We start from the raw sequence: 19,207 nt of genomic DNA on the forward strand, positions 1-19,207 counted from the left end.
ATAAAAAACCATCCGAAGATGGTTTTCTTGAACTAGATTTAATTATGCCAAAAAGTTGCACTTGGATTCGCTACAGCATCTTCACCATATCTTGAACTATATTTATAAATTTTATTTACTTTCATCGATTTACAAATATTAGAATCAGCCCCAATTAAACGACTTACTTTTTCGCACTCAGCCATCCCCATCGCATTTATAAAGGTTAACTTATCTTCAGGATAGGCATACAAATAGTACTTAGTCATATAATTCATCTTTTTTTCACAAGTATTATTTCCATTTCCATTTGCTACTTTTACAGCCAACCCCTTTTCTAAAAAATTAAGATTGCTCTCATTATCACCAGACACAATACATATTCTATAACCCGGCTGAGCATATACCGCCGTAAAACCTAAAATGTTTATAGCAAATAAAAAAACTACTACGCGCATTATTCTTCTTTCAAAACTAAACACTGACAATCCTTAATACTTATTAAAACGATAAATAAACAGCGTCGGCATATTATTATATTAAATAAATCACATTTTAATATTTTTGTGTGATTAAAGTAACATTATTGTTTCCTTGATTTTTATACTGCCTCTCTTATAGCTTACATAAATGATTCACTTGAATACCCCTTTAGATGTGCATGTAAAATTCAATCCACTGTAAGGTAAAAATAGAATATAAAAATCTAGCTTTACTCTTATATGAATGATGTCGTCACAAATCGATTAAATTCTGATAAAGTAGTGACTTAAGAGTGGCTTTTTTATTTATGCATAAAAATGCAAACTTTTATTTCTGTGATAATCAATTCACTTAAATAAATAAATTAATTAACTTTCAAAAGGTTGCCATTAAAATGCTTTTAATGATTGAAAAGAAGTATTTTAGTTTTATATAGTGCTTATTAGTTTGATTCACTTCCTCAATAACTATACTATTAAATAGTCTTAGTGCTTATTAGTTTTATATAGTTTGTTTTAATCTGACAAAAAAACGGGTATTTTAACGGGTAATATTTAAAAATAGTACAAGTTACCCGTATGCTCTCAGACGCAAAGATCAAAACACTTAAACCTAAAGAGAAAGTATATCGCATACTTGATGCTGAACGCCTTTATATAGAAGTTCGCCCTAGTGGTAAAAAGATATGGCGTTTCAAATATGTTCTAAACGGGAAAGAGGGATCAATTAGTCTTGGTGAGTATCCAGTTGTTTCACTACTTGAAGCAAGACGATTAAAACAGGCTGAACAGGTAAAACTATCACAGGGACTCAACCCATCTGACGAAAAGAAAAAGGCAAAGCAAAAAGAATCCTCGTCAACAACATTTAAAGATATTGCCCAAGAATATAAAGAAAAGAAATTAGTGAACAGGTCTGTTGGCTATATCAATCAGTTTGATAGTGCAATGGAAAAAGATATCTTTAAGGTTATTGGCGCAAAGGACATCTCAAAAGTAACATCAGCTGATGTTCTAAAAATTATGGAGAGCACCTTAAAGAGAGTACGTTCACAAACCAATTATGGTTCAGGGGAAGTGACTGCTATCCAAAACCGTAAGTTTATTGGCCTTGTGATGCGATATGCGATTGTTACGCTACGAGCTGAATATGACCCAACTTATGCAGTTAAAGATTATGTCACTAGGCCTGATGTAGAACATGCAAAACCAATAGATCGCTCTGACATGTCAAAACTAAGAACTAATTTAGAGAACTATAATGGTTCAACAACTGTCAAGAATGCAGGACTATGTTTGCTCTACTCTATGCTTAGAACAATTGAAATTAGGCGTATGAGATGGTCTTTTGTTGATTTTGAGCAAAGAATAATTACCTTCCCGATCTCATCAAAAAGGAATCCAAGTGAACGAACAACCAAGAAAAATCGTCTTCACATCGTACCATTCTCAAAACAAATTGAAGGCATTCTAAAAGAGCAGTTAAAAATTACAGGCGGCCAAGAGTATGTGTTTCCTTCTGTCTATAAAACAGGAATGCTATCTGCTACAACATTAAATCGAATGCTAGACTATATTGGGTTAAGTGAAGTTACTGCTCACGACTTTAGAGCTACAGCCTCAACCATGCTTAATGAAAAAGGATATAGCCAAGACTGGATTGAGAAACAATTGGCACATGCTGAAGAAAACAAAACAAGAGCATCATACAACCATGCTCAATATTTAGAGGATAGACGCAAAATGCTTCAGGATTGGGCTGATATGGTTGATGGGTGGAAGTAGATATCTAGTATAAATTTCTCTCGACTTCAGCAATTAATTTAAACTAGAATGCAGTTAAGGTTATTTGATGTTAGATGTTAACAGTATGAGCTTCTTTAGAGATAAAATTGATGAATTGGAGAGTGTACTTGAGTATCACCCGATACTTTGTTCTATTGTAGTTATAGTCTCCGCACTACTCATCTTTATTTATGACAAGGTTGTTCTTACCTTATTTAATGTTCAACTTTTCGATTACTTTTTATTTAGAGAACATATTGCTAATCATTTAACAACTGTTAAATCTATATATTTTATACTACCCCTTTCATGTATGTATTTTGGATACTGCTATGTTAGAAGAATTTTTTATTCTAGATTTTAGTGAAATCGATTTTTTATTCAGTAAAATAGGAAATTAGAAGTCATTATTAAATAAGGTCGATAATACATATTTTGATATCGGATTTCTTATTATTATATAATAAAAACAAATATACATAGGAAGACATATCAAAATGTTTGATTTTAAAATTGGCACACTATCTTTACTTGGAGCTATTATTTTTCTTTTAATTTATCAAATTGGTAGATGGTGTAGAAAATTTAAGCTTTGGGCTTATAAAAAAAATACTGAACTAGATGATCGTAAAATTTTATTTTATCCATCAAGTATACTGTTTGGTTTTATAATCGGCTCTTTACTACAAGCACCATTTAATCAGTATAATAATTGCAAGAAGATAGAGATTGATTCTAAAGCTTGTATTTTTAAATTTGCAGACTATCCAAAATAATTAAATATATATTTTATGAAATTCATCATTTTAATTACTAGATAAATTATGGAGTTATTTATAACAACTCCATAATTCATCTTATTTATCAACGTTTCCATCGATTGTATAATTGTGTAATATGCTCAAAGTTGCTAGGGTTATTTTTTTGTCGATCCTTGATTATTAACTCCAAGAATTCATAATTAGCGACAACAATAGAGCCGAGGGTATTCTTAATCAATTGCTCATCAAAATCTCCAAATCTTATTCCTACAGCCACAAACTCTAGATAATTCAATATATAAAATAGATTCTTTTTATCTTCGTAAGAAATTATGTGGGATTTATTGTGATGATGGCATCCATCTTTATTATCTTCATAACAAATATGTTCAATCTTAAGTTTAAAACATCCCGCCTTCATGCATCTTTCATAAATCCCATTAGCTTTTTCAATCCTATCAGAATATGCTGTAGAGAACCTAGAAGACATAAGACTCTGTATAGAGTGGTTTCTAGTTGCTGCTAAAACCTGGTTTCGACTTGTAAAAAGCCAACCAAAAACAGCTGCAACAATACCAAGTAAAACTAAAATAGAGCTTGATTGGCTTCCCCTAGATCCTGTGAAATCAGCAAGTGAAAAACCTAAAAAGTTACGATCTTCTATACATAAATTCCAAATTACAATTTCAATAAATAAAATAATTAGTGAAATCATAATTAACGCGAGCTGTATATGAGTTCTTGGTTTCAAAAAAAATTTATCTTTTACATATTTATTAGCTATGTACGCTAAAATAATATATGGAACAAAAACAAGTACGGTTCTTAAAAGTAAAATATTATCAATTGACACTTTAAAGCCTAAAAATGATTATCTATAGATACAAGAAAGCACCTCACAAGAGGTGCTTTGCACTAATTTTAATGATTTACTAACCGATCCCGTATCCATCTTGCAAACCTTTATTTTTAATAAAATATGACATAATTATACTCCTCTGTAGGCGCTAAAAACTCAATATTCATAAACTAGAAATTAAGATCACCTAAAAATAATACTATATGAATCCATATAGTATTGATATGCTAGTTCGCTATTGATATATCACAATCAACAGAAAAAAAGCGTTTTGACCCGAATAGGCAACAACTTTACCTATGCAGTCCGCAATAGAGATTAAATTCACCTATGCGGTGTATATACAACCATATACAAATAATTTAACTCAGTCAACCATACTAAAGCGAATAGTGTAATAGAATGTACTCATAATTTTATGAAGTTAGTTGTCTACAAAACTATACAACTAGTCATCTACTAAGTGAAAATATAAATTAAACTATCGTACCGATCCTTACACTCATTATATTTCTTCACCGTATCCACCGACCAAAGAATCCATGCCTTACCTGTATTTTCATCTAATGTTTGAAGATCAGGACAAGGCTGCAACAAGTTACTTGGTATCTGTACTGGTGGTTTGACCTGATTTAATGAGTTCATTGAGCTGCACCCGACCATCATCATCGATGCACACATTACGATAGACAGGGCGATCAACGTATTTATTGATGGTCCTTGTGACGTATTCAACTTTTGTTGCTTGCTCAGATTTAAGTTTTTCATAGTCTGCACTCACCTTGTTCATTTCAATTTGCTGTTGTTGAGCAGCTTCTAAATATTTCTGTTTTTGTTCTTGCACATAGCCAATATGCTCTTGCTTCAGTTTCTCAATGCTGTGATCTTTGTGACTCAAGATCATGAGTAAGCACAGAATTAAAAAAGCGAGTAATGCAATTAAGCATTCTCGCCAGTACTTCAAAGCCAGCAATAGATAAGTCATCGGTTCACCTCTAAACACTTTTCAATTCGCCATTTCTGACGATTCCAAACGCCTTTACACTTAGAATTAAGGCGACAATCTACTTTGATGTTATGTGACCCTACACGGCTAAACCGCCAATTCTCTAGTGAATGACACGCTTTCACATACTGCCCTGCTTTTAAATGTTTTAGCATTTGTGATTGAGTCCATGCATTAATCCCGTACTGATAAACAAAGTCGGCATATAGATCATATTCAACTTGTGAAATTTTGACGTTCTTCAAAGAGTGATTGAACGTATCTCGATGACGAGAAATATGAGCATGTAAATAACGTAAGGCTTCTTTTTGTGAGATCGGCTTGTCTGTCATTTTAATTTTTGAACCATCAGGTTTTAATGTTGAACCAAAACCTTGAGTAACAACTTTCCCTGAATCATGATAAGGCTTTGCTCGATAACCCTCTTGCATTGCCGTTCCCTTTACCCCATTTTGACTTACATCACTTAGATAATAGGAAGCCGTAGGAACGCCTGTCATTACTGCAACAATTGAGCCGATAACATAGTATTTAGTCTTGTCCATGCCATTTACCCTCTTTCATTAACTGCATTTTTAGTTGATGAAATTCTTGCGCTCTTTGGTCTTCATTCGACTTATATTGATCATCCTTATATTTGTAATACCAATTCATGAAAAAGCTAAAAATAGTGAACACCGCACTAACTGCTGCAAAACACAGTAAAATCTTTGCAACAATATCTATGTTTGCAAGCGCGGAAAGAATCCCTGCACCTGTACTTGTATATGCTCCAATTTGCGTGGTCTTATTTGTAAATACTGTATTCGCCGTATCTACAAGTTGTTGCCGATCTGTCATCTTTCCCTCTAATTTGCTAATTTTTAGATATAAAAAAACCATGCTTTTGCATGGTCTTAACTTGTTTAGTAAAAACTAAATTTCTATCGTTCCTGTATTACCTGACGGCGCAATACGTTTGATCTCTGTGCCAGCAACAAAAACTCGATCACCGGTTTTAAATTGAGTGGCACTGGTACACAGCAGTAAACCAGTACTATCAACGATCAACACTTTATAATTTGGATGATCTGCATTGGTAATATCCCCAATGAGTTCCGGTGTTTTTGGTAAAAGGTCTAAAAGCTTCTGATATGGATTACTCACTTGTTACAACCCTCTCAATAGCAACTGTTTGCATCACTTTGTCATAAGAGAAAGAAACATCAACACTGTCTACAATACCCCACCACTCACCGTTAAACGCTGTAATTTCACCTAAAACACACTGTCCAACCTTATCGCTAATCGGCATCTGAATTGTATGCATTTCAACAAGACCAGCTTTAGAAAGCATTGCTTTCCCTGCACTGGCCATCACAGACGTAGAGCTATAAAGTGGATTGTTTTGTGTGGCATAGATATTTGCACCATCAGTCCCTGTTTTCTTCACCTTATAAATATCGCCTGACTTATCACTAGTCAGCCACACGGCGTTATATTCAGGGTATCTTGTATCATTTACACTAATATTTACCGCAATCGATTCAGGAATCAATCGGTCGTATTCACTCACAACCAATGACTCCCAATAGCTCTTTTTATATAGTGGCTTAATGGTCAACGTATTACTGTCAGGCTCACTATAAATAAAGCCCCCGGCTGAATCAGCAATCAGCTTAATTGCTGCAATCGGGGTTAAATTTGAATAAGAAAAACTATACTTAGGAACAATCCAACCTAACTCATCAATGAGTTTCCAATTCAAGGCTACAGTACTTCCCACGCGATCTAATTCGGCCTGTGCTAATTGAACGGATGTCCGCTCATTTTCCTGTAAAAAAGTACGTGTCGGAGAAGCCGGTGCATCGAGTAACGCAGTTGGACTTCGCCCTGTTACGGTATAGACTTCCTTACCGAATTGCCGTGTTCGTGTTCTATCCTCAACAAACATACGATGAACATTACCATTCACGGCAACCACTAAAATAACTGGATTGCCGTCAGTACTTCTTGTCTTTTGAATTTCGCTTGCTGGAATAGATAAGCTAAAGGTCCAACACCACTTTGATCTGTCACAGTTATAGCGACCATTAAAAATTAAGATACTTTCTTTTGTATCCTCACGATATACAGAAACATCATTCACAATCTGCCATCCATTTACTGGTGCGACTTGTGGAATACAATCATCATTCCCAAAGTCAAAATTAATATGATGTGCATCAATATTCGTACACAAGCACTGAAAATCTAGGTCATTGCTACCAAGATACGGTTTTTCAGGAACAGGCTCCCATGCCTCAATATCATGCTTTTTATAATAGATTGCCCGACCATCTTGCCAAGCATAGGCATTCTCAACAATCAGCTCTAAGCCTTTAGCAAAACCAAACTGATAACGCCGTTCAAAAACATGGGCCACTTCATACGCGTATGTCAGTTGCTTTCTTTGCCGTTGCATTTCTTGCCATTGCACAATACTTTCAGTTGTTGCTTTTAAACCGCTCTCCCAAGCGATAAACGCATTTGACTGTAGAGATAGATCCTGTTGCCATAATGACCCAAAGAAATTACTCAAACGATTACCCGATTGATAAATACTTTGAATACTGCGACTCAGTGACGAAGTTTTTTCAAACTGCAAGGATGCACCATGACTACACGCAATTGCTTCATTCAACCCATTGTCATAGTATTTGGTAGCATGAATACCAATTTGCCACGGCGTATCAATATGAGCGCTTGCCTCTACCGTAGATTGGAACGCCGTATTTAAGTCCATAAATACAGCTCGGTAATAGTCAGCGTCATAATTTGCAGTGACTTCACTCAAAAACGGTGCATGACTCACAACTGCATCAATCACAGCCTGTTGCTGATCATATTTGGCCTGAATATCAGCAGTCATTGTACTTGCGACTTGGCGATCAATACGTGCAAGTGCTTTTACATTTGTTTGAATATCACTAAGCAGACTCAGATTGACTTGAGAATTTACATACGCAAGTTGAGTGGATACAGCCTCAATCTCAGGAATAATTCTGCTTTCATACGAAGCATCAAAAACAGCAACATTATCGCCTGTTGCTGAATATATCGCTTGTATCTGAGAGGAAAAATCAAAGGATATGCTTGAGCTAAGAGTATCTGCGACCACTTCACCAAAGTTTAAGTCTGTTGACTCGATCACCCTACCTATAAAGTTTAGATCAACATGATGACTGTCATTCTTTAGATATGGATCAATATAGTCATACTGTGCTGTAACTTGAGCTGAAAAAGCTGTTTGAAATAAACCATCTGCATGGCCAGTTCCGCTTACTGTTGTTACATAGTTGGTTTGTGTTTCTAGCTGAAAACCTAGATTGATACGCGCGTCAACCGCACCTAAAACATCATCACCAAAATTAAGATTGGTTGAGCCTGTAGCTAGATACTGAAAATTGAGAACACTTGAGTCATCACTCTCAAAATTGAGAATAAGATTTAGGGCATCGATGGGTACCCTACGTTTCTTAAAATCCACATTTTGCCCCCTATTGCCCGGTATAAGGTCTTAACTTAATAGACACAATACTAAGGGTACCGCCGACAATTAAAGATGTATTGGCCAAAGTAATGTCTGTCCCAACTTCAAAGTCTGCAACGGCTTTACCATCACCATTAAATAGTCTTGCCCAGCGTGCAGTACCTGTTTTCACTGCAACTGCTGTATCCGTTGGATTTAACTCAATACTATCTGTATTTACTTGTTTTAAACTTGGTTTAGGTAATGTCAAGGTGACAAGCTTCGCGCCGTTGTCTGCATTTACATCACTCGTTGTCGGCTTTATAGAATCATAAAAAATAAAGGTAGCATTATTGCTACCTTGATCGATGTATGAAGCGAGCGCACTCAGCTGAGAAACAGCCGCAGTATTTGATAAATAAATCATTTTGGAACCACCATATCTTGTATAACTGCGTTAAATTTTGTCTGATTATCAAAAGCCACTATGAATAAAGTTAAATCTTTATTTAGTCCACGAACAACATAAGAACCATCTAGTTTCGGCTTCACTGAGGCCAATAAACTCAGCTGATTTCTGTCAAAGATACCAACTAGGCAATTACTATAATCTGAGCCCTGCTTTTTAATTGAGCCTTGAACTTTTCTTGGAGTATTATCACTTCCAAAATAGTTGATATTAATGCCAGTGACACCAATTCCAATCTTTCGAGATATAGGAAACACTATAAATACTCCCCTAAGTAGAAATAAAAACCTCCACCACCAGGGGTCCCATTTACCATTGCAGCGTCAGATACATACATTGAGGAATCCGACAAAATTGGTGTTGTTGAAATATTACCTAAAGCATTTCCTGAATAGAAAATGTGTTTAAAAGTACCTCTGAGATAAGAGAGTCCATCAGCAAATGGTATTTCTAATGCACTCATAGAGTTTGCATTAAAGGTACCAGAACCCGAAACATAATTTGGTATTATGGGTAAACCGATGATGCTATTCCCATTAAGAGTCATTGGATGTGTTACAAGAAATTTTGCGAAAGTTTCATTGTAAGCTAATGGAGTGGAATACCCGATAGAATTACTTGAAAAGTCGATACCTGTTGAAGCAGTTATATTTTTAAAGGCTGAAGATAATAAAAACCATTGTGGGATGGAGCTATTCAAAGATGAGTTAAATAAACCACAGCCCGAAAGTGTCTTATAATTATCTGCACCTGTAGCAGTTCTAAGAAAGTAAAATGCATCGGAATCCCCGATCAAAGTAAAGTTACGCAATCCACTAGAAGGGGCTGTCGCATCAGATGATGAATTATATGAATTTGTTGCTCTTGCCCAATACCACCGTGCCCAACCACGTACACAATCACCATTACTTCCTTTAATATCCCAATTACTTGTGGGATTGGCTGAATCAAATGGTAACTGTTGGACTGTATTATTATTAATATCATCAACATTATTCATTGATGCCAATAACCCAACCATCCCATACTTGGCATAACTGTCATTATAAACACTTGAGCCATCTGCATTTGCTCGGCTTTCATCGATACGAATAAAAGGATGCTGTGCTGTAGGATTCTTCGCACGATAAACTCTTTTTTGATTTGCACTAAAAATAATGTCATACCCTAAAGGTGATAAAACTGCTGTACCAATAGTTGTAACCGTTTGTGCTATTAAATCTGTAGATAAAATAAATTGCGTTGTATTTGGTACACCAACAATACGATATTTGCCATTAATCACATCAGGCTTACAAGCCGACAGCGTTATACATTGAAACAACATACATTGATGATCTGCATTGAAATTAACCGTCATCTTTCCATCATCAGCAATGCTTATTGATGTGACTGTAGGTAAAGCAACGCCATTCACTAAGCATGAATCTAAGAGGTTAATTAAATCGCCCCAACGGTTATCTAATGACAGTCCATTTTTATGACTAAAAAACTGAACCTTTGTATCTGCTTTCATAATAATTTCCATAAAAAAACCCATGCGAGGCATGGGCTAAAACTTGTTAAAGACTTAGAGTTTGCGGTCAATATCACCACGGAGCATGAGTTGAAATTGATCTGATAATAAAGATGGTTCAGACTGCTTCACTGTACGAATACACCAAATTGGATAGGTTGCTGCTTTTGTATCAAAACGAAGTACATTACCACTTGCCCACCCAGTTCCCCAACCTGTTGCTTTAATCACAAAATAGGGAGCATTAGTCACTGGATTAATCGGTGCACAGTCACTGTCTGTTGATCCTGTTGCAATTTGACCGCTATATTCACCAATCACCCTAAATCCTGTGGTTGATGTGAAAACTAAAGCCCATCGTTCCTGAATTGCGCCTTTATTGGTGACCTGAATGGGATACAACGCATCATTATAATTTGCAGAAATACTAGAACCTGTGGCTACACTATTAAAAACACTATTCCACGTTGAATCTGTGAATTTATTTGTATAGCGTGCATACATATCACCAATCACTAGACCCGAACCCACAATACTATCTACTGTAGAATATCGATGCGTAATCGGCTTGGTTAAAGTAATTTGTCCATCAATTTGTACATCACTAATTAACCCCATATCTTGATAGCGATATTTTGCATATAACGGCGTTTTCAGATTGTTTAATGCAAAGTCACCACTCAAGACAAACTTTCCATAATCGTAATCTACGACATATAAACTCGTATCTAACTTTACGCCGTTTGCATCTTCTAATTCACAGAATGAAATACGTTGATCATCAAGTGAATAGGTTTTACCAGCAACCGTATCAGGTAAAGTATAAGATTTAGATGAACTCAAAACTGCAACATCACCCACTCGAAAAATAGGTACCCGACCATCGGTAGGTAAACGTGTTGCAGACAAACCTAAAATTGAAGCATCTAAAGGAATAGAGCTATAACCTACGGCGTTGTACTTAATCGAATCTGACAAAACATAAATTGGCTTATCAATATACGTTTTACCACCATCTGTGTATTCAAAACTGACGTTATACCAAGGGTAAGCTTCAACCTCTGCGCGATTAGCTGTCGTGATTTCAGTCTTTTCTCGAAAAGAAAACTGACCTAATCCATAATCCCAATTAAAAGCCCCACTGACAGTAGCCGTATTCACGACACCATTGGCTGGAGGCTGAATTGTAATTGTACCGCCGTCCACTCTTGTCGCCGTAATTGTGACCGACTCAGGACGTAAAGGCATCACAGCAGAACGAAAAGCGATACGTGCTACCTTCAGTTGATCCATTGTTGTCACTAATGACTGTAATGCCACATCATTTGATGCACCTGAGTTCCAAGAGTTTATTTTTACCAAACCGCCTGAGTACTGCAATGTGCCGGCATAAATTGCCGAGCCATTAATTACCGATGGATCACGGTATAACAGCCCTGCACGATCAATATATGTTGCGCCACCAAGTAAGAATCTTAATGACTCTGAGAGAATCGTTTCGGCATAACCATCTGTCAGGTCAACTCTTAATTCTGTTGCTGTTATTGTACTACTTGCTGTAAAGGCATCTGAACTATCACGGTAATTACACACAATTGCAAATGCACTATTTAACGGTGTATCTGTTCGTGTAGTTTTGTATGTGTATGAAAAGAAAACGCCATCGATTGTCGGTGCATACTTTGTTTCTTCATACGCATAGCTCACACTCGGATTCAGCGTTATTGTACGATCTACATATTTGATCGTACCTTGTACCTTTCCTGTGTCTCGGTGAATCAATTGGCCCTTTGTATCATCAATTTTTTGATCATAAAAATTCATGGTTCGCAGTACACCACTTGCAGAACCATTACCCACATTGTTTAAGCCTTGAAAACTCACGGCAAGTGCAATACTTCCAGCTTTCAATGTCCCTGAACCATCAATCAGAATTTCAGAACCAACCGTACCACTTAAAGTGACTGACTTTTTAATTCCTTTGTCATACGACACATTAAAATCAGTGCTTCCCATTGGTAAAACATTCGGCATTAATTTAGCCGTACTATTGCCATAATCAATGGATCCTGTTGCATCACCTTTAAAATTACCTTGACCATCATCTGTTGCCGTTTTGGTATCAGCTCCATATTTCCATGTCACTGTGAGTGAACCGGGAACAATGACATTCGCATCAAAAGCAATCGGCACATAAGCTTTTGATATTGGCATATCTGCACGGCTATATAAGTGTAGGTTTTGCCCCCAAGTAAATAAAATCCCTGAATTTACATCCGGTAAAGCCCCACACGTTAAAAGTACCGTGCCTGTCTCATAATTAATGGTACCTGAACCAAATAATGCACTTGTGCCTTTTAAAACGCCGTTACCACTGTCACGCAATGTATAAACTTTCCCTTGGGAAACATAGGAAACTTTTAATGAACCTACAGATGGAATAGGTGCCAGTGTACGTGTCCAATTCAATGCACGATTTTCTGCCGTTACTGTCATGAGTAGCGTTTCTTGTGGTCTTGTTGGTGCCGCTGCAGGAATAAAATTAAAGATAATACTCGCCGTGCCAGTTCCTGCACCTGAATTCCATTTAATTAAGCCGTTTTGATAATCTACCGTACCAACACTTGTACCCGAATTATTGAATAGCTCACCACCCTTATCGCTAATTTGAGCATTAAAGAGTGAAAACGTTAACGTATTTGGAAGTACTGATGAACCTAAGTAACAATTTTGAGTAGGATCAATGGTTAAATTTCTTGTAAGGCTAATCGGATTTGTATTCCCTGAGATAAGAACCACATCCTCACTTGCCGCATTTACATCAATCAATGGTATTTCTGACTGTGCCGAGGGAATCAATTGTGTGTAAATGCTTTTTGCATTGACTGTCGTCTGACCAATACTCACATTTTGAATGATATCTGTAGAGGCATAATACTTCCCCGTATCTGCAACAATCGTTTCGCGAACAATCGTATTTGATGTATCTCCAGCATACCAACGTCTTGCTGAAAGCCCTGTAAAGTCATATAGCAAAGCTTCACTGATGCTATAAGTTGCGACCTTGTATTCAACTTCTTTTTGATCAACAACCATTTTGGCAATTCGAGTAGATACTGCTGTGATTCTTACGAATTGAATTTGTTCATTGGCCTTATTTTCGTTCTGCGCTAAAACCAATGTTATGCCAACGCTATAAGAATCCTCGGATGGAAAAGCTACCGTTTGAAACTGTTTCATTCCCTTATAAGCAGTTTCGAGTAATGTCCCTGTACCTTGTCCACCTTTTGCAAGATAGTTTTCAACACGATTTTGTGCAGCACTACGTTTATCTGTCCAATCGGCTGTAGAAAATAATGATGCACTGACGGCGCTATCATTCGGATTCTGGGCAATAAAGGCAACACCACCCATCAATTTGTCTGTATCACTTGTATTCACCGCAGGGAATATTTTACGCATAGAGACATTACCCATCGTGCGATCTAACTCACTGACATCATCAAATAAGTTATTGCTCTGCCCATCTTGAATAATTACGCCGTTATATTGCCCACCGCCGTCTTCTGTATCTGTTTGTCGTTGAGCACCGTAAATGACTAGGTTCTTTGGTTCAATCGCCATTGTTTTCTCTCATTAATTTATTGATTTGCCCGACTAAACTCCAAAAACCGCAATGTGGCATTGTAGTAATCACTGTCTGAAATTGTGGGCTGTTCTTTCACTGGAGATGCTTCAAATGCTGTTTTCTCATGGTAAAAAATCACATCAAACGTTCGATTATCATGTGGAAATTCAAAAACCAATTGAAACTGCTCACCTTGTTGCAATGACCAACTATACAATTGGCTTAAATACTTACGCTGTATCCACCCTTGATTGGTATTTTTGGCAAGTAGCGTAATTGGTCGACCACCTTTCATTCTTCCTTCTTGCACAATAGGTGTGCCATCTACAGCGTACTCCAAAGCTTGCTTAATTGGGTTCCAACTAAATTCATCAGACCATAAAAAACCGTCTTCAAGTGAGACGGTTTCATTGGTACTTCTTCGTATTAACTTCATCTAACTGCTCTTTTTATGTTGACCTAGTTGCTCCAAAATACTCTCTAACGTTTCTGCCTGATTTTGGGATGCTTGTACCGTTGCACTTTGCCCATTCGATTCAAGCTTAATCGTGCGTGTAGAACCACTTGAAGTATCAACGGCGTTCTCAGCAGATTGCTGATGACTTTGTATCGCTTTTTGCTGTCTAAATTGGGCCTTATATTTATCAAGCTGTTCATTGACATACATTTGATTAGAAAAGTTAGGCATCATGGATGCGTTTGCAGGATCAATACCATGCTGTTGTAAATAACCCATAGAGGCTTTTGTTGCACCAACATTACTTGCACCGGCTGACTGTTTATATAGCTTATCAGCCATACTTTCAGCGTCATCATCACTGTAACCAATATCTTTAAGCTTCTGTAAAATATTATCCTTGGTATACCAAATATTGGTTGACCCACCGCCTGAGCTTGAACCACCTTTTTTAGCATTTTTCGCATCTTCTTCCGCAGCATAAGACCCCCAAGCATCACTGGCCTCTTTAATGCTCTCAGTTGTCTTATCCCAAGCATTTGATGCACGATTCGCTTCACCCTCTGCGGTATCACCAAGCTTAGAAAACATTTCTGAGGCTGTTTCTGTTGCACCATCAATACCATATAAAGCACTAGCCACTTTATCTACAGATACAGATGCATGACCTAAATCATCAAGCTTAGAAACAAGACCATTCATTGCAAGCTGGCTTTCATACCAGGATATTTTTGCTTGATTCCCAGAGGCATAAATCTTCTCCCCCATATTTACAAGTGCTTGTCGGATTTGCTGTGTAGAGGCTTGACCACTGCGACTCATGGTATTAAAAGCATCGACTTGAACCTGTGCTGCATCATTGGCTTCTTGACGCATTGTTAACCCAAGTACCTTGAATGCCTTTTGTGTTTCATTTAATGCAGTTGGAGTTTTTTCAAGCTTTTCATTAATACCATCAATACCAGCCTGTACTTGCTCACTTGATAACTTGCCATCCTTACCAAACTGAACATACATTTTTCTGATTTGATCAATTTCAGCCTGACTCTTTGCCTTTTCTAGTAGTTGTTGAAGTGATTGAACCAACAGGGCTGAGGCATTTCCCCCTTTTGCCTTAATTTGGTCATATCCTGCCGCAACCGTACTAATTTCCTGTGCAACGTTCTTAAAACCTGAAGACACACGATTTAAAGCAGCATCTGTATCCACACCAAGCGCCTGTGCTGCTTTAATGGCTGCATTATCTGCACTCAGTCCTGCTTTGTCTGAAGCATCTGCCGTATTATTCCATGCCTGTACGCTAACTTTACCAGCTTGATCCATGGTAACAATATAGCCTTTAGCAATCAGATCGGCTTGCATCATACCGTCCATTGCGCCATGGTTGGCTTTTATCGCAGCTTCCGCATAAGCTTGTACGGCGGCAGTCTTATCCGCATCAATTTGATTGCTTTTGGCACCTTCTGTTTGCTTGGCAGAAAGTATCTGATCCATTGCCGACTTGGCACTTGCCACCGATTCAGTATCTTTTTCTTGCTGGTTTTTTGCAGCATCTTCAAGATTCTGTAAGGTCTTTGATTGAAATGCCATTGCATCACTATCAGCCTGAGCATAATACTCTTTTGCTTTTTGTTGCATGGCATCAGCATTTGCCGAGAATTGCTTACTTATATCTCCCCAAGTCATTGCCGCCAAGGCACGATTACTTGCCGATGCAACAGAAAACAATGCACCTGTTAGTAATTCAAATCCAATCTTAATCCCACTAATACCGTCAGATAAAGCGCCAACAGCAATGTTAATTCCTTGAAAAATTCGAGTCAGGAAACTGACCTGTTCACCACCTTTGGTGACCTCACCTGTAAATGATGAAAATATACTTAGAGCATTGGTTAACGATGTCCCTAAAACATCCAGTACATCTTTAGCCAAATCTCCAACTGTAGCTAGAAATTGTTTAAGCACATCATAAGTAGAAGACAATGCGCCTTTAAACGCCGTAATGGTTGATGTATCAATCTTTTTAAGTTGATCACCAACCCATACAAAACCCTGCCCAACATCTTTAGAGATTAAGCTAAGGCTTTTCATATTATCAGCAAGTAAAATAATCCACTCAGCAACAGTCTTGGATGCTCCTTTAGACTGATCCATCGAGCCGATAAAAATATCCCATTCAGTTTTAAGACGATTAATTGCTGTACCAATTGTTGCAGGGAACTTATTAAACTCACCTTGAATAAAAGATGATTGTCCTTGTAAAGATTTAATGAGCGTATTCGATGTAATTTGCCCTTCAGAAGCCATTTGTCGCAACTGTGCTGTCGTTACACCTAGTGAACGCTTTAATGCATCACTAATCGCTGGTGCTTGCTCCATGATGCTATTAAATTCATCACCTCGCAAAACACCTGACTGTAAGCTCTGCGTTAACTGAATGATTGCCCCTTCAGTCGCTTGAGCACTCTCACCACCAACTTGCATTGCCATTTTAATGGTTTTAGTCAAATCTAAACTTTGCTTTTGACTTAGGCCCAGCTCTTTACCAACGGCGTTTACTTTTGAGAACAGTCTTGCAGTCCCATCTAAACTACTATTGGTCATAACTGCTATTTGTTGAACACCAGCCATGGCCTGAGTAAAATTACCTGTATCCCCTGTGGCAATCTTGATACGTGTACTCAGGTTGCTGTAACTGTCTGCTGTTTCAGCAAGATTCTTAACCGAAAGTACTGCACCAAGACCAATCAATACTGTGGTTAATGAGGAAACGGCGAAACGAGCTGGTGTTAATACACTTGAAAATGCAGAAAAATCGCTTGTTGATTTTTGGGCTTTCTGTGAAGTTTCTTGTAGTGCCTGACTTGCCTTTTTGGCATCATTGGCAACTTTTTCTACGCCGTTACTTGAACTACTTTCTAGACCATCAAAGGCTTTTTTTGTCAGTACAATTGCCATTTCAAGGCTATGTATACGCTCAGCCGCTTCATTATATTTAGCAAATGAAAATACATTACTTGATTGATTCAATTGAACAAGTGCAATACGTGCTTGTGCGAGTTCTTTTTCCAAAGTATCTAAGCTTTTTGCACCTAAACTACCAAGTCGTTCTAATTCTTTCTCACTGATTGAGGCACTTGATCCAAGAGAATCAATTGTTCTCTTTACTGTTTGTGCTTCGCCAATAATACCAGTGAGGTTAACACTGCTAAATTTTTGAATTTCATTAAGCGTTTTTTGTGTGGTTTCATCTACGCCTTTCATGGCATTTACGGCGGTAGACTGATACAAATTAAACGCACTTGATGCCTGCTTAATGGCATCCTCTAAACTAAATACACGACCTTTCGCCGTTTCAATATCTTTGAGTGTTCCATCTGTGCTTTGTAAGCGGATCAATTCAGCTTCAGCAAGCTGTAATGCTCCTTTAAGCTGTTGAATGCCTTGCTCGCCCTTAGTAGACATTGCAAGTAGTTCACCAGCACTAATCACTGATTTATCACCGACATTGCGAATTGCATTCGCTGCTTCAAGAAACTCTGTGCTTAGTCGTTCAGCTTTTTGAATTGCTGTTTCTGAAATGAGCTTTTCAACTGCATCACCTGTATTCTTGGTTTCAGCAGTCATCTTTTGAGAAGCATCACGAATCGAGTTAAATAAATTTTGTGCTGTTTCTTGTGATTGCTTTGTATTTGAAACAAAGTTTTTAACGTCTGCGTTAAGAACAAGTTTAAAATTTAAATCATTATTCGCCATGAACTTTCTCTTAGATATAAATATGAAAAACCGACCATTATCAGGTCGGTTATGTTGTTGCTCTTACCACTTTTTTGACATCCTACCCGGTCTAAAGGACAGGGCTTTACGGCTAAAGTGATAAATATTCTTTAAATATTTATCACTTCACATACTGCCAAACATCAGGGTTTTGATATTCCGTATCTATTCGATAACCTTTGGCTTTAAATTCTGCTTCATCCTCAGCCCTTGATTTTTCATTGCGAATACGACCCTTTTTAAATGCTTGTTCCAATTCTGCAGGGGTCATTTTATCTGAGTTAGAAATAGTATTTCTTTCATCATAACGGATGGTCTGAAATGACCAATTCAGCATATATTGTTCTTGAATCTGATGGTCCGCAGTCTCTCTATCCGCTTTTTTATCAATATCAAACTTTAGTAAAATACCATTCTTATATAAGCGATAAAATAGGCTATATTTTTTCTTAAAACACCATTGCCATTCTTCAAAGCTTAAAATATGGGTTGGATCAATAATATTCGAACTGTTTGCAAAGTATTTTAGGTTGTCCTCTTTGGCAATACGAGGCTCAAATGGATACACATAGTTTTTCCATCCCTTTTCATTCAGTTGATGCATGATATTTACATAAGCTTGGTAGGCTTGTTTAGGCGTAACAAACTCTTCTTTATTCAAACCTGCATCAATATCTAAAATCTGAATCCCATATTTGGGATCATCAAACATTTGTGTTCCCATCACCGCAAAGACATTCTCTAACACCATGCTATCTTCACCATTAATCACGGTTATCTTGCCCAAATCTTTCTCTGTAAAGTCGAGTGAATAAAAACTCATAATCCCTGCTTGCTGGTCGACAGGTGTTTTACTATATTTGGCAAAGTCTTGGATGCCTTGCATCCCAAAGTGAAGGGTATAGTCATGATTCATATTTGTTTTCTCATTGAAGTGACAGGCACATAAACTCAACACCATCACAAACCATAAACCTATACACTTCATGATCTGCACC

17 protein-coding genes are annotated in these 19,207 nt (G+C 37.3%); 2 read left to right on the top strand and 15 right to left on the bottom strand.

Annotation, left to right across the window (positions count from 1 at the left end; translation table 11 throughout):
• Positions 1–38 precede the first annotated feature (38 nt).
• Positions 39–437 (bottom strand): hypothetical protein, encoded by a 399-nt coding sequence (locus I2F23_RS06775; protein WP_195771800.1) that lies wholly within the window; start codon positions 435–437, stop codon positions 39–41.
• 603 nt (positions 438–1,040) lie between these two features.
• On the opposite strand from I2F23_RS06775, the gene I2F23_RS06780 reads away from it, so the two are divergent.
• Positions 1,041–2,246, top strand: coding sequence for a tyrosine-type recombinase/integrase (locus I2F23_RS06780; protein ID WP_195771801.1), 1,206 nt, complete (start codon positions 1,041–1,043; stop codon positions 2,244–2,246).
• 497 nt (positions 2,247–2,743) lie between these two features.
• Positions 2,744–3,022, top strand: a complete 279-nt coding sequence (locus I2F23_RS06785) for a hypothetical protein (RefSeq protein WP_195771802.1) — start codon at positions 2,744–2,746, stop codon at positions 3,020–3,022.
• An 88-nt stretch (positions 3,023–3,110) separates the two neighbouring features.
• On the opposite strand, the gene I2F23_RS06790 is transcribed toward I2F23_RS06785, so the two are convergent.
• The 14 genes from I2F23_RS06790 to I2F23_RS06855 form a co-directional block, all read right to left on the bottom strand.
• Positions 3,111–3,860: a DUF4760 domain-containing protein gene (locus tag I2F23_RS06790; protein ID WP_195771803.1), complete on the bottom strand. Its 750-nt coding sequence runs from the start codon at positions 3,858–3,860 to the stop codon at positions 3,111–3,113.
• A gap of 465 nt (positions 3,861–4,325) precedes the next feature.
• Entirely contained in the window at positions 4,326–4,511 is a 186-nt protein-coding gene (locus tag I2F23_RS06795; RefSeq protein WP_195771804.1) for a hypothetical protein, read from the bottom strand.
• A complete protein-coding gene (locus tag I2F23_RS06800; protein WP_195771805.1) occupies positions 4,465–4,851 on the bottom strand; it encodes a hypothetical protein in 387 nt (128 codons plus the stop codon). Before I2F23_RS06800 ends, I2F23_RS06795 begins: the two co-directional genes overlap by 47 nt.
• Complete coding sequence (locus I2F23_RS06805; RefSeq protein WP_228285388.1) at positions 4,848–5,417, bottom strand: glycoside hydrolase family protein; 570 nt, start codon at positions 5,415–5,417, stop codon at positions 4,848–4,850. The genes I2F23_RS06800 and I2F23_RS06805 overlap by 4 nt, the downstream gene beginning before the upstream one ends.
• The gene (locus I2F23_RS06810) at positions 5,404–5,712 is read right to left on the bottom strand and encodes a phage holin family protein (RefSeq protein ID WP_195771806.1); all 309 of its coding nucleotides are present in this window, start codon (positions 5,710–5,712) and stop codon (positions 5,404–5,406) included. The genes I2F23_RS06805 and I2F23_RS06810 overlap by 14 nt, the downstream gene beginning before the upstream one ends.
• Positions 5,713–5,787: 75 nt before the next feature.
• The gene (locus I2F23_RS06815; protein WP_195771807.1) at positions 5,788–6,018 is read right to left on the bottom strand and encodes a hypothetical protein; all 231 of its coding nucleotides are present in this window, start codon (positions 6,016–6,018) and stop codon (positions 5,788–5,790) included.
• Positions 6,011–8,380 (bottom strand): hypothetical protein, encoded by a 2,370-nt coding sequence (locus tag I2F23_RS06820; protein WP_195771808.1) that lies wholly within the window; start codon positions 8,378–8,380, stop codon positions 6,011–6,013. Before I2F23_RS06820 ends, I2F23_RS06815 begins: the two co-directional genes overlap by 8 nt.
• Positions 8,381–8,390: 10 nt before the next feature.
• Entirely contained in the window at positions 8,391–8,789 is a 399-nt protein-coding gene (locus I2F23_RS06825; RefSeq protein WP_195771809.1) for a hypothetical protein, read from the bottom strand.
• Positions 8,786–9,088, bottom strand: a complete 303-nt coding sequence (locus I2F23_RS06830) for a hypothetical protein (protein WP_195771810.1) — start codon at positions 9,086–9,088, stop codon at positions 8,786–8,788. Before I2F23_RS06830 ends, I2F23_RS06825 begins: the two co-directional genes overlap by 4 nt.
• Positions 9,088–10,347 carry a hypothetical protein gene (locus tag I2F23_RS06835; protein WP_195771811.1) on the bottom strand — a complete coding sequence of 420 codons (1,260 nt, stop codon included), beginning with the start codon at positions 10,345–10,347 and terminating at the stop codon, positions 9,088–9,090. Before I2F23_RS06835 ends, I2F23_RS06830 begins: the two co-directional genes overlap by 1 nt.
• Before the next feature lie 54 nt (positions 10,348–10,401).
• Positions 10,402–13,971 carry a hypothetical protein gene (locus tag I2F23_RS06840; protein ID WP_195771812.1) on the bottom strand — a complete coding sequence of 1,190 codons (3,570 nt, stop codon included), beginning with the start codon at positions 13,969–13,971 and terminating at the stop codon, positions 10,402–10,404.
• Positions 13,972–13,988: 17 nt separating this feature from the next.
• Positions 13,989–14,411 carry a hypothetical protein gene (locus I2F23_RS06845; protein WP_195771813.1) on the bottom strand — a complete coding sequence of 141 codons (423 nt, stop codon included), beginning with the start codon at positions 14,409–14,411 and terminating at the stop codon, positions 13,989–13,991.
• Positions 14,412–18,188 carry a tape measure protein gene (locus tag I2F23_RS06850; RefSeq protein WP_195771814.1) on the bottom strand — a complete coding sequence of 1,259 codons (3,777 nt, stop codon included), beginning with the start codon at positions 18,186–18,188 and terminating at the stop codon, positions 14,412–14,414.
• A 142-nt stretch (positions 18,189–18,330) separates the two neighbouring features.
• Positions 18,331–19,197, bottom strand: a complete 867-nt coding sequence (locus I2F23_RS06855; RefSeq protein ID WP_195771815.1) for a hypothetical protein — start codon at positions 19,195–19,197, stop codon at positions 18,331–18,333.
• Positions 19,198–19,207 lie beyond the last annotated feature (10 nt).

The sequence above is a fragment of the Acinetobacter pollinis genome, from assembly GCF_015627175.1.
Taxonomy (GTDB): Bacteria; Pseudomonadota; Gammaproteobacteria; order Pseudomonadales; family Moraxellaceae; genus Acinetobacter; species Acinetobacter pollinis.

Bases quoted from the DNA above. Each gene is read 5' to 3' on its own strand.
- I2F23_RS06805 (WP_228285388.1), bottom strand. From the start codon at position 5,417: ATGGACAAGACTAAATACTATGTTATCGGCTCAATTGTTGCAGTAATG.
- I2F23_RS06785 (WP_195771802.1), top strand. From the start codon at position 2,744: ATGTTTGATTTTAAAATTGGCACACTATCTTTACTTGGAGCTATTATT.
- I2F23_RS06825 (WP_195771809.1), bottom strand. From the start codon at position 8,789: ATGATTTATTTATCAAATACTGCGGCTGTTTCTCAGCTGAGTGCGCTC.
- I2F23_RS06850 (WP_195771814.1), bottom strand. From the start codon at position 18,188: ATGGCGAATAATGATTTAAATTTTAAACTTGTTCTTAACGCAGACGTT.
- I2F23_RS06810 (WP_195771806.1), bottom strand. From the start codon at position 5,712: ATGACAGATCGGCAACAACTTGTAGATACGGCGAATACAGTATTTACA.
- I2F23_RS06845 (WP_195771813.1), bottom strand. From the start codon at position 14,411: ATGAAGTTAATACGAAGAAGTACCAATGAAACCGTCTCACTTGAAGAC.
- I2F23_RS06835 (WP_195771811.1), bottom strand. From the start codon at position 10,347: ATGAAAGCAGATACAAAGGTTCAGTTTTTTAGTCATAAAAATGGACTG.
- I2F23_RS06840 (WP_195771812.1), bottom strand. From the start codon at position 13,971: ATGGCGATTGAACCAAAGAACCTAGTCATTTACGGTGCTCAACGACAA.
- I2F23_RS06775 (WP_195771800.1), bottom strand. From the start codon at position 437: ATGCGCGTAGTAGTTTTTTTATTTGCTATAAACATTTTAGGTTTTACG.
- I2F23_RS06795 (WP_195771804.1), bottom strand. From the start codon at position 4,511: ATGAACTCATTAAATCAGGTCAAACCACCAGTACAGATACCAAGTAAC.
- I2F23_RS06855 (WP_195771815.1), bottom strand. From the start codon at position 19,197: ATGAAGTGTATAGGTTTATGGTTTGTGATGGTGTTGAGTTTATGTGCC.
- I2F23_RS06800 (WP_195771805.1), bottom strand. From the start codon at position 4,851: ATGACTTATCTATTGCTGGCTTTGAAGTACTGGCGAGAATGCTTAATT.
- I2F23_RS06780 (WP_195771801.1), top strand. From the start codon at position 1,041: ATGCTCTCAGACGCAAAGATCAAAACACTTAAACCTAAAGAGAAAGTA.